This window comes from Pseudarthrobacter sp. MDT1-40-2 (assembly GCF_059383595.1).
This window is the reverse complement of the sequence record NZ_JBWZCL010000003.1, coordinates 218653-230147: the sequence shown is the minus strand read 5'-3', so window position 1 is coordinate 230147 and position 11495 is coordinate 218653. Positions and strand designations below refer to the sequence as shown.

Genomic DNA, 11495 nt, shown 5'->3' with positions numbered 1-11495 from the left:
TAGGCAGTCCTAACTAGCTAGCGGACAACCGCGCGACAAAGATAAAACTGTTGCGAGAGGAGTCCTGCGATGAGCACTGTGGACAGCTTCGGTTCAAAAGGCAAACTTAATGTAGCCGGAACCGAATACGAAATTTTCCGGTTGAACTCCGTTGAAGGTGCAGAAAACCTTCCGTTCAGCCTCAAGGTATTGCTTGAAAACCTGTTGAGGACCGAGGACGGCGCGAACATCACTGCCGATCACGTACGCGCCTTGGCCGGCTGGGACCCCAACGCCCAGCCAGATACAGAAATCCAGTTCACGCCGGCCCGCGTGATCATGCAGGACTTTACGGGTGTTCCCTGTGTCGTCGACCTCGCCACCATGCGTGAGGCTGTTAAGGAACTGGGCGGCGATCCTACCCGGGTGAACCCGTTGGCACCGGCAGAAATGGTCATCGACCACTCCGTCCAGATCGATGCATTCGGCAACGCCGGCGCACTGGAACGCAACATGGAGATCGAATACCAGCGCAATGGTGAGCGCTACCAGTTCCTTCGCTGGGGCCAGACCGCCTTTGATGACTTCAAGGTTGTTCCTCCGGGAACGGGCATTGTGCACCAGGTAAACATTGAGTACCTGGCCCGCACCGTCATGACCCGCGAAATCGACGGCGTCGTCCGGGCGTACCCGGACACCTGCGTCGGCACCGACTCACACACCACCATGGTCAACGGCCTCGGTGTGCTGGGCTGGGGCGTTGGCGGCATCGAAGCCGAGGCTGCCATGCTGGGCCAGCCGGTTTCCATGCTGATCCCGCGCGTTGTTGGCTTCAAGCTCAGCGGCTCCATCCCTGCCGGTGCTACCGCTACCGACGTCGTCCTGACCATCACAGAGATGCTGCGCAAACACGGTGTGGTAGGCAAGTTCGTTGAGTTCTATGGTGAAGGCGTCGCTGCCGTGCCGCTGGCTAACCGCGCCACGATCGGCAATATGAGCCCGGAATTCGGTTCAACGGCTGCAATGTTCCCCATCGATGACGTCACCCTCGAGTACCTGCGGCTTACCGGCCGTTCCGACGAGAACGTCGCACTGGTCGAGGCCTACGCCAAGGAACAGGGACTCTGGCACGACCCCTCCCGCGAACTGCGCTTCTCAGAGTTCATTGAACTGGACCTGTCTACCGTGGTTCCCTCGATCTCCGGCCCGAAGCGTCCCCAGGACCGCATCGTGCTCACCGAGGCCAAGGACCAGTTCCGGCACGACCTCCGCAACTACGTTGCCCACGATGCCGACGCCGGCACATTGGACGAGTCCCTCGAGGAGACCTTCCCGGCCTCGGACCCGCCCTCCTTCACGCAGTCCGACACCCACGTGACGGACACGGACCGCGAGCCGCCGATCTATTCTGCGGCGCACGGTGCAGCCGGCCGGATTTCCAACGCCGTCAAGGTCACCACGGAAGACGGCCGCGAGTTCGAGTTGGACCACGGGGCAGTTGCCATCGCTTCCATCACGTCCTGCACCAACACGTCCAACCCGTCTGTGATGCTGGCCGCCGCACTGCTGGCCCGCAACGCCGTGGACAAAGGCCTGACATCCAAGCCATGGGTCAAGACCTCCGTTGCTCCCGGCTCCAAGGTTGTCACCGACTACTACGAGAAGTCGGGCCTGACTCCGTACCTGGAGAAGCTTGGCTTCTATATCGTTGGCTACGGCTGTGCTACCTGCATCGGTAACTCCGGCCCGCTGGATGCCGAAATCTCCGAGGCCGTCCAGGCCAACGACCTTTCGGTCGCCGCAGTGCTGTCAGGCAACCGCAACTTCGAAGGCCGGATCAACCCGGACGTGAAGATGAACTACCTGGCCTCGCCGCCGCTGGTTATCGCCTACGCCCTGGCGGGTACCATGGACTTCGACTTCGAGACGGATCCCCTGGGCAAGGACGATGCCGGCAACGACGTTTTCCTCAGGGACATCTGGCCTAACCCGGTAGAGGTCCAGCAGGTCATCGATTCCTCGATCGACAAGGAAATGTTCGCCCGCGGCTATGAGGGCGTTTTCGACGGCGACGACCGCTGGAAGGCGCTCGATACCCCCGCAGGCGATACCTTCGCCTGGGACCCGAACTCTACGTACGTCCGGAAGCCCCCATACTTCGAGGGCATGCAGGCCACGCCGTCTCCCGTTACGGACATTGAGGGCGCCCGGGTCCTGCTGAAGCTGGGTGATTCGGTCACCACGGACCACATCTCCCCGGCCGGTTCGTTCAAGTCCGACACCCCTGCCGGCCAGTATCTGCTGGCCAACGGCGTGGAGCGTAAGGACTTCAACTCCTACGGTTCACGCCGAGGCAACCACGAGGTCATGATCCGTGGTACGTTCGCGAACATCCGTATCAAGAACCAGTTGCTTGACGGTGTGGAGGGCGGGTTCACCCGTGACTTCACCCAGGCTGACGGCCCGCAGGCATATGTCTACGACGCCGCGCAGAACTACCAGGCAGCCGGCACTCCGCTGGTGGTCCTGGCGGGCAAGGAATATGGTTCCGGTTCCTCGCGTGACTGGGCCGCCAAGGGAACCGCGCTCCTGGGCGTCAAGGCTGTCCTGGCCGAAAGCTACGAGCGTATCCACCGCTCCAACCTGATCGGCATGGGCGTCCTGCCCCTGCAGTTCCCGGCTGGCGAGTCCGCAGCAACCATTGGCCTTACCGGCACGGAAACATTCGCTGTCGAGGGCGTGACAGCCCTCAATGAAGGCGTCACGCCGAAGACGCTGAAGGTTACCGCCACAGCGGAGGACGGCTCCGTCAAGTCCTTCGATGCCGTGCTGCGCATCGATACCCCGGGCGAAGCGGACTACTACCGCAACGGTGGAATCCTGCAGTATGTCCTGCGCCAGATTTCCGCCAACTAGCGGATATCCTTCCCGCGCATTGCGCCTCAAGGCCCCGGCTGGTCATGGACCAGCCGGGGCCTTGACGTTCCAGGGCGATCCTAGGCGTTAGAGTTAATAGGCATGTCTACCATCCGAAGGAGGGCCATTGGGAATCCTGGATACCATCCGGAACCCGCAGGACCTGAGCGAGTTGTCCCGTGAGCAGCTTGACCAGCTGGCCGCGGAGATCCGGTCTTTCCTGATCAGCAACGTCTCGCAGACCGGCGGCCATCTTGGACCCAACCTCGGCGTCGTCGAGCTCACCATGGCAGTCCACCGCATCTTCGACTCCCCCCGGGACAGCATCGTCTTTGACACGGGCCATCAGTCCTATGTCCACAAACTGCTGACCGGCCGGCAGGACTTCAGCACCCTCCGCCAGCAGGGCGGGATGTCCGGGTACCCCTCCCGCGCCGAATCCGAACACGACATCGTTGAGAGTTCGCACGCCTCCTCGTCGCTGTCCTGGGCAGACGGCATTTCGCGTGCACGGCAACTGACGGGGGAGGGTGAGCGCTACGTCGTTGCCGTTGTGGGCGATGGCGCCCTGACCGGCGGCATGACGTGGGAAGCCCTCAACAATATCGCTGCGGACAAACGCCGTCGCGTTGTCATAGTGGTCAACGACAACGGCAGGTCCTATGCACCTACGGTGGGCGGGTTGGCTGACTACCTCGCCTCCCTGAGACCGACGATTGATTCGCTGCGCGTCGCTCCCGCCTACGAGGGCACCCTGGACTGGTGGAAAAAGAAGCTTCAAAGCGGCGGCCCCGTGGGCCAGTTCACCTATAAGAGCCTGCACGCCATGAAAAAGGGCATCAAGGACTGGTGGGCTCCGCAGGGCATGTTCGAGGACCTCGGCATGAAGTACATCGGGCCGGTGGACGGCCACGACCTCCATGCGCTTGAACATGCCCTGTCCACGGCGCGGAACTACGCCGGCCCGGTGATCGTGCACTGCATGACAGAAAAGGGCCATGGTTACGCTCCGGCCCGGGCCCACGAAGCGGACCAGTTCCACGCCGTCGGAATTATCGATCCCGAAACCGGTGAGCCCACTGACCCGGCGGGCGCACCGTCCTGGACCTCGGTCTTCGCCACGGAAATTGCTGACATCGCGGATGAACGTCCCGACATCGTCGGCATCACCGGCGCCATGCTGATCCCGGTGGGCCTGCACAAGCTGGCGGCCCGGCACCCGGCCCGTGTGATCGACGTCGGAATTGCCGAACAGCATGCCCTCACTTCGGCTGCGGGGATGGCTTTTGGCGGGCTCCATCCTGTTGTGGCTATCTACGCGACGTTCCTTAACCGTGCCTTCGACCAACTGTTGATGGACGTCGCGCTGCACAAGGCCGGCGTGACGATCGTCCTGGACCGGGCGGGTGTCACCGGGCCTGATGGCGCGAGCCACCACGGCATGTGGGACATGGCCATGGTGCAGATTGTGCCCGGGCTGCATCTGGCCGCTCCGCGGGACGCGGCACGGCTGCGGGAAGAACTTCGCGAGGCCGTGGCGATCTCGGATGCCCCAAGCGTGGTCCGCTTCTCCAAGGGCACTGTCGGCGCAGAGGTGGAAGCCATCGAGCGGCTCTCCGACGGCGTGGACGTCCTGGCCCGCCGGCCGGCCGGCTCCACAGATAATGACGTCCTGATCGTTAGCGTGGGTGCCATGTCCGAATTGGCCTTGGACGTATCCAACCGCCTGGGTTCGCAGGGAATCAGTACCACAGTGGTTGATCCGCGCTGGGTGCTTCCGGTCCGGCGATCCATCATTGCCCTCGCCTCGAGGCACCGTTTGGTGATCTGCATCGAGGATGGCGTACGGGCAGGTGGCGTGGGTTCGCGGATCCGCCAGGAGATGCGCGCTGCCGGCGTGGACACCGCTTTGAATGAGGTCGGCCTGCCCGTCGACTTCCTGGACCATGGCACGCGTGGCCAGGTCATGGAGCGCGTCGGGCTTACCGCGCAGCAAATAACGCACGACGTCGTAGCGCAGGTTTTGGGCACCAAAGTACCTTTTGCGCGTCCCCTGCCCGGCCAGCAGCATCCGAGCACGGGAAGCCTGCCGATCCTGTGACGTTCAGCCCACCCGACCGCACTGCGGAGGTGCCGGCGGTCGGGGACCTCGTGGTCGCCCGGAACCGCAAGTGGGATGGGAAAGCACACTGGGTAGTGCCGGGTCGGTTCCTGGGCGAGGATCAATACGGATGGTGGATTTTCCAGCCGGCCGGCTCGTTTTGCTCCCGGCCGGGGGCGGCCTTCTACGCCGCTTCGGATGCCGTACTGCTGGTGCCCTACGAGGGCGACTATGTAGCCACCTTCTACGACGACAGTTATCCTGGCGACTTCCGGTTGTACATTGACCTCGCGCTGTCCCATGAGTGGCGCACCATCAGGCCGGGGCTGACCGAATTCCACTTGATAGACATGGACCTGGACGTGATCCGGTCCGTGAAGCACGGTACGTACATCGATGATGAAGACGAATTCGCAGAACACCAGCTGGCCATGGGGTACCCGCAGCCGGTAGTGGACGGGATCAGGGAAACAGCGGACAGGCTCTTCCTGGCCGTCAAAGGACAAGAATCACCGTTCGATGGAACGGAAACAAGCTGGTTTAAAAGAGGACGGCAATGAGCGGGATTATCCGGGTTTACAAACGTGACGACGAGGGTGTGCTGAACTTCCGGGAGGCTTGGTTCGACGAGGACTATTCGCAGTTCGTGATGAACTACGGCGTAGTAGGGCACCAGAGCAAGACCGAGGAAACCGACGTCGATGATGCCACGGCCGCAGAAAGCCTCATGGCTGCTTTCGCAGTCCAATGCGAGGAGGACGGTTATGCCGAAATCCCCGAAGAGGAGCAGTTCTGGGTAGTGGCACAGTATGCGCTGAAGACCCGCGAGGGGACGGACAGGGACCGCTACCTGGAGGAGAAGGCCAAGGACGCCCTGATCAGCCATCTTGCCTGGCGTGGCCTGGGAGTGGTTGATCGGTCCGAGTTCAGCGATTTCAAGCTCAACATTTTCTGCTTGTGCCCGGACGTGAACAAGGCCGTCAACGCCATCAAGGTCTGTATCCGCGGCGAAGACCTCGACTTTACCAAGCTCAGCATCGGTGCCGCGCCCTTCAAGGATCCCAAGGCCATGCGACTCAAGCACGCGCCGCGCGCCGGTGCTGTGTTCAAGCTCTAGGAACACGCATTCCCGCAACGGCCCTTAGCGCGATATAGGGTTGCTTCATGACTGAATACCGCCGTTTGGGCAAGTCCGGACTGACCGTCTCCGTCGTCGGCCTAGGCTGTAACAACCTCGGCCGGCCGCACACGGCGACCGAATCACAAGAGGGTAGTGACGCCGTCGTTAGTGCCGCCCTGGACGCGGGGATCACTTTCTTCGACGTCGCTGATACTTATGGTCGGGAGCCCGGCCTGAGTGAGTCCATCCTCGGGAAAGCTCTGGGGAGCCGACGGCATGATGTGGTGGTGGCAACCAAGTACGGCATGGACATGCGCGGAGCGAACGGCAACGATTTCGGCGCCCGGGGTTCCCGCCGCTACATCATCCAGGCGGTAGAAGCCTCTTTGCGGCGGCTGGATACGGAGTGGATCGACCTCTACCAGTTCCACACGCCGGATCCCATAACGCCTATTGACGAAACCCTGGCCGCCCTTGACGACCTGGTGACCAGCGGAAAGGTCCGGTACATCGGCCATTCCAACCGTGCCGGCTGGCAGATCGCCGAAGCCGAGTACGTGGCCCGCGCCGGCGGCGGGGCACGGTTCATCTCCACCCAGAACCACTACAACCTCCTGGACCGGCGCGCGGAACTGGAAGTGACTCCGGCCGCCGAAGCATTCGGGCTCGGGGTGCTGCCCTACTTCCCGCTGGCCAATGGCCTGCTGACCGGAAAGTATGCCCCGCACAAAGCCCCGGCCGGCACGCGGCTGAGTCACACCCGCAAAAACCTGGTGGATGACGCTGACTGGGAGCAGTTGGGAAGGTTCAGCAACTTCGCCGCCACGCGCGGCCTGAGTGAAGTCCAGGTGGCATTCTCCTGGCTGGCCGCACAGCCCTCCGTGGGCAGTGTGATCGCCGGCGCCACCAAGCCGGAGCAGGTGTGGCAGAACGCGGAAGCCGCCTCTTGGAACCCTACTGCGGAAGACCTCGCTGAGTTGGATGACATCTTTCCGAAAGTCCCCAAAGTAGCGCTGTTCTAGGGATGACGGACATGATAAGTCTCCTCTTGGACGTCGACACCGGAATCGACGACGCCCTGGCGCTGGCGTACCTGGCGTCCCTGCCGAATGTCGAATTCGTGGCCGTCACTGCCTCCGCAGGCAACGCCGGTGTTGACCAGGTGGCGCGGAACACCCTGGCCATTCTTGAGCTTTGCGGACACCGCGACGTCGAAGTGGCCGTTGGTGCCCGGACGCCTCTGGAGATTCCGCTGGTGACCACCCCTGAGACCCACGGGCCGCAGGGCTTGGGGCATGCGGTACTGCCGCCGCCGTCGGGAAGTCTCTCGGCGAGGGACGCTGTGGATCTCTGGGTGGAAGCGGCCCGTGCGCGGCCGGGGGAGCTCACGGCACTGATCACGGCCCCGCTGACCAACTTCGCCCTCGCGCTCCGTCGCGAACCGCGGCTGCCCCTGCTGCTGCGGAAAGTGGTCATTATGGGGGGCTGCTTCTACTACCAGGGCAACACCACGCCCACGGCGGAATGGAACACACACGTGGACCCGCATGCCGCCAGGAAAGTCTATGAGGCCTTCAGAGGCCTCCCGGAAAATCACCTGCCGATCATTTGCTCCCTGGACACCACCGAACGGATCGAACTCCACCCCGAACACGTTCGCCTGCTGGCCCTGGCGGCGGGCTGCGCAGTGGAGGAACTTGTGCTGCCGGAACAGCCGGAGGGCCTCCAAAGCACGTCAGACAATCCGCTGGTACGTCACCTCTCTGATGCGATTCGCTTTTACTTCGAATTCCACCGCCGCTATGACCAGGGCTATGTGGCCCATATCCACGATTTCTTCGCCGCCGGAGTCGCCGCCGGGACCCTCGAATACTCCACCCGGTTGGCCACAGTGGATGTGGAAACGGAGTCAAGGCTGCTGATGGGGACCACGGTGGCGGACTACCGAAGCCTGTGGGGACACGCCCCGAACGCGCGGATCGTCTCGGACAATAAACCCGCTGCTGCGTTCGAGGAGCTGGTTGCATCGCTTGGCGCCCTGGCCCGACGGCTGGCGGCCGGGGAGCTGCCCGGCAATCCCGCGTCAGCCGGACGCTAAACTGGTGAACGGTCCGGCGCAGCGGTAGCGAACGCCGGTTGCTGCCGAGGTGACATAGGCAGTTGTCGTCCCATCCCCGAACCCATCAGGGTTGCACAGCCTGAACCCTCGAAGGAACACCATGTCATCCCTGACGCTCCCCTCAGCCAGCCCTGCAGCCGTGCGGAAACGCCGCACCCTGGAGATTCTCGGCGGCGCCGCTATTGCTGCGACCTATATTTACCTGGTCTTGAACCAGCCCGCGGACATCGCTTCCGGGCCGGGCAGCGCAGCTGCCCTCGTTGCGCTGTCAGGCTTCCTGGCGGGCGCCATCCTGCTGGTGATCGCGGTCCTGCCCACCCTTCCCACCAGCACAGTGGTCTTGATTCCGGTGGCACTCGTCCTGAACATCGTGATGGGGCAGTTTGTGGGAAGCACCCTGGTGCCCTTCTACCTCGACGCCATCGGAACTGTGCTGATAGCTGTCCTGGCGGGTCCCGCTGCCGGCGCGGCCACCGGCGCCCTGAGCAGCATTGTCTGGTCCTTCTTCAACCCCACAGTCCTGCCGTTTGCTGCCGGTGCCGCCCTGATCGGATTCCTTGCCGGCCTCGCCGCGCGTCACGGCCTCTTCCGCCGCTTCTACCTCGTTCCCGTGGCCGGCTTCATCACGGGCATCCTTGCCGGCGTGGTGTCCGCACCGGTAGCGGCGTTTGTCTTTGGCGGTACCTCGGGAGTAGCCACTGGAGCCATTGTCAGTGCCTTCCGTGCCATGGGGGACACTCTTCTCGGCGCAATCACCAAGCAGGCACTGATCTCGGACCCCATGGACAAGGCGATTGTCTTCACGATCGTCGCGGTCCTTGTGTATGCGCTGCCAGGCAGAATCACCCTCCAGTTCCCGTTCTTGCGGCGGCACCGGGTCCTCGCCGGAACGAAAGGCTCCTAACCTGGCCCGGATCAGTCCACTGACGCTGGTCATCACCGTGGTCGCGGCAGTGGTGGTCACGACGGCGGTAAGTGACTGGGCATTCTCGCTGACGGTTCTGCTGGCGGCAGCGGTGGGAACAGTCATTGCCGGCACGGCGCACCGCGTCTGGCCCGCGGCCGGCATTATCCTGTTGCCCCTTGCCGCTTCGCTGCTGCTGACCCACGGATTGTTCTTCCCGGAGGGGCATACGGTGCTGTGGACCTGGGGTCCGGCCAGATTGACAGTTGAAGGGCTCGCCCTGGCCGGGAACCTCGTCTTGCGGACAACAGTGCTCGTCGTCCTGCTGCTGGCGCTTTCCTTCAGCATCCGGCCGGCCGACATCATGGCCCTTTGCAGTAACTACCGTCTCCCGGCGCAGCTCGGCTTTGTGCTGTGTTCCACGCTCACCATCGCTCCGGCCGTCACGCAGCGCGCCCGGCGTATCCGGGAAGCACAGCAGCTCCGGGGTCTGTCCTCGGGAAAGTCGTTCCCTGCCCGGTTGGCTTCCTTTCGCGTGCTGGCGGTTCCGCTGCTGCTTTCCCTCCTTCATGAAGCGGGAGAGCGCGCCGCCGCACTGGAAACCAGGGGTTTCGGCGGGGCGACTCCGCGCTCGAGCCTGCGGGAGGTGCCCGACTCAAGGGGCCAATCCGTCTTCCGATGGGCTGTCCTTGCCGTCCTGGTGGCCTTCCTCATCCTGTGGTTCGGCCCGGGAGGGGGTGGCTTTGCGGATCCGTCTTGAGTCCTTCAGCTATCCGGACAGCAGGGAACCCGTCCTGTCCGGCATTGACTTCGCGGTGCGGCCCGGCGGATGTGTCCTCGTGGCGGGCGGCTCGGGCAGCGGAAAGACTACCTTGGGGCTTGTTCTCGCCGGGGTGCTTCCCGGCCAGCAACGGGGCCACATGAGTGGCAGTATCGGCCTTGGCGGGGATTTGCTGCGGTTTCCAGAAAGCCAGGAGTCCAGGATTGATCATGAACGGTGGAGCGGCCTGGTAGGTTACGCAGGCCAGGACCCGGCTGCCCAGCTCTCCACCATCGCTCCCACCGTGGCTGAGGAAATCGCCTTTCCGCTGGAGAACGCCGGGATGCCACGCCACCAGATGCAGGACCGCGTCCGGGAAACGGCGGCTGCCCTGGGGCTGTCCGGGCTGCTGGACCGCAATCCCGCCGAGTTGTCAGGAGGCCAGCAGAAACTCGTCTCCATTGCTGCGGCAGTGGCCCGGCGCCCGGGTTGCCTTGTACTGGATGAACCGTTGGCGGGGCTGGATTTCGCTGCCCGAACCGCGGTCCAGGCAGCGCTCAGGACCCTGGTGGCGGATGGGATGGGGATCGTCCTGCTGTCCCAGGATCTCGCCGCCGCCGGCCTGGCACCGGAGAAGGTAATCCTGCTCGACCGGGGCCATGCTGTCTTCGCCGGCACCGTGGACCAGGCAGCACAAAAGGCCGCTGTCCTTCACTTGCCGGTCCTGCACCTGCCGTTCCCCGGCGGGCACGTGGATTCGATTAAGGCTCCCGCCGAGCGTAGAGAACCGGCAGCGTCCGGTGGCGGGCTACGCCATGGAGCGTCAGTTCCAATCGTGGCAGCCGACGGGCTCAGCTTCGCTTACGGTTGGCGCCCGCCTCGTCCCTGGCGGCGGAGCCGCCAGGCCGCACCCGTCGTCGACGGCGTGAGTCTTTCGATAGCTGCGGGGGAGTGCGTGGCGGTGACCGGAGCCAACGGGTCCGGGAAGTCCACCCTGCTGCGGCTCCTGACCGGGTTGTCCATCCCGCAAACCGGGACGGTGAACTTGCCTGCCGGCCCACCCAATGGAAGGGGATCCGCCCCGGGCAGCACAGTCCTGGGCGCCCTGCTCCAGCATCCCCGCGAACAGCTTTTCGAGCGCACCGTCCGCCGCGAAGTTGGTGCAGGTCTTCGCCGCCCCCTCGACGAAGCAGCCCGCGGGGATCTCGTCAGCGGGGCCCTGCGACGGTGCGCTCTGCTGGACTTCGGCGGACACCACCCCTATGAATTGCCGGCGTCCGGGCAACGACTGACGGCATTGGCAGCCCTGCTCGTCCAGTCGCCAGGGTTCATTGCCCTGGACGAACCGACCGTTTCCCTGGACGGGCCGGGCCTGGAGCTACTGGCCGGCGCCATGGCGGCGGAAGCTGAACGGGGGGCGGCCATCGTGATGGTCACGCATGATCTAGATTTCGCCCACCGGACCTGCAACCGGCTGGTGGTGCTTAGCGAGGGAAAGGTCGTGGCCGAGGGCCTGTTCAACGAGGTGCTGGAAGAACATTTCAGCTCAGGGGTTGCCTACGGCGTTGCCGCGCCCGCCACCTGGAGCTGGTGACG

The 11495-nt window shown here is 63.9% G+C and carries 9 protein-coding genes; all 9 read left to right on the top strand.

The genetic code is table 11. The features are described 5' to 3' along the window. Nucleotides 1-69: 69 nt before the first annotated feature. Nucleotides 70-2895 (top strand): aconitate hydratase, encoded by a 2826-nt coding sequence (locus AC50X5_RS11770; protein ID WP_494976275.1) that lies wholly within the window; start codon nt 70-72, stop codon nt 2893-2895. 127 nt (nt 2896-3022) lie between these two features. Further along, on the top strand, nt 3023-4996 hold the full coding sequence (dxs, locus tag AC50X5_RS11765) for a 1-deoxy-D-xylulose-5-phosphate synthase (RefSeq protein ID WP_494976274.1): 1974 nt from the start codon (nt 3023-3025) through the stop codon (nt 4994-4996). Next, a complete protein-coding gene (locus AC50X5_RS11760; RefSeq protein ID WP_494976273.1) occupies nt 4993-5556 on the top strand; it encodes a DUF402 domain-containing protein in 564 nt (187 codons plus the stop codon). The genes dxs and AC50X5_RS11760 overlap by 4 nt, the downstream gene beginning before the upstream one ends. Then, on the top strand, nt 5553-6113 hold the full coding sequence (locus AC50X5_RS11755) for a hypothetical protein (protein WP_494976272.1): 561 nt from the start codon (nt 5553-5555) through the stop codon (nt 6111-6113). The genes AC50X5_RS11760 and AC50X5_RS11755 overlap by 4 nt, the downstream gene beginning before the upstream one ends. 47 nt (nt 6114-6160) lie before the next feature. After that, on the top strand, nt 6161-7138 hold the full coding sequence (locus tag AC50X5_RS11750; RefSeq protein ID WP_494976271.1) for an aldo/keto reductase: 978 nt from the start codon (nt 6161-6163) through the stop codon (nt 7136-7138). Nucleotides 7139-7149: 11 nt separating this feature from the next. Further along, nucleotides 7150-8214 carry a nucleoside hydrolase gene (locus AC50X5_RS11745; RefSeq protein WP_494976270.1) on the top strand — a complete coding sequence of 355 codons (1065 nt, stop codon included), beginning with the start codon at nt 7150-7152 and terminating at the stop codon, nt 8212-8214. Between the two features lie 121 nt (nt 8215-8335). After that, nucleotides 8336-9139: an ECF transporter S component gene (locus AC50X5_RS11740; protein ID WP_494976269.1), complete on the top strand. Its 804-nt coding sequence runs from the start codon at nt 8336-8338 to the stop codon at nt 9137-9139. Beyond that, nucleotides 9060-9899, top strand: a complete 840-nt coding sequence (locus AC50X5_RS11735; RefSeq protein ID WP_494976268.1) for an energy-coupling factor transporter transmembrane component T family protein — start codon at nt 9060-9062, stop codon at nt 9897-9899. Before AC50X5_RS11740 ends, AC50X5_RS11735 begins: the two co-directional genes overlap by 80 nt. Next, the gene (locus tag AC50X5_RS11730) at nt 9883-11493 is read left to right on the top strand and encodes an ABC transporter ATP-binding protein (protein ID WP_494976267.1); all 1611 of its coding nucleotides are present in this window, start codon (nt 9883-9885) and stop codon (nt 11491-11493) included. Before AC50X5_RS11735 ends, AC50X5_RS11730 begins: the two co-directional genes overlap by 17 nt. Nucleotides 11494-11495 lie beyond the last annotated feature (2 nt).

Coding starts and splice junctions, on each gene's coding strand:
- AC50X5_RS11770 (WP_494976275.1), top strand. CDS start 70: ATGAGCACTGTGGACAGCTTCGGTTCAAAAGGCAAACTTAATGTAGCC.
- AC50X5_RS11740 (WP_494976269.1), top strand. CDS start 8,336: ATGTCATCCCTGACGCTCCCCTCAGCCAGCCCTGCAGCCGTGCGGAAA.
- AC50X5_RS11755 (WP_494976272.1), top strand. CDS start 5,553: ATGAGCGGGATTATCCGGGTTTACAAACGTGACGACGAGGGTGTGCTG.
- AC50X5_RS11745 (WP_494976270.1), top strand. CDS start 7,150: ATGATAAGTCTCCTCTTGGACGTCGACACCGGAATCGACGACGCCCTG.
- AC50X5_RS11750 (WP_494976271.1), top strand. CDS start 6,161: ATGACTGAATACCGCCGTTTGGGCAAGTCCGGACTGACCGTCTCCGTC.
- AC50X5_RS11735 (WP_494976268.1), top strand. CDS start 9,060: ATGCGCTGCCAGGCAGAATCACCCTCCAGTTCCCGTTCTTGCGGCGGC.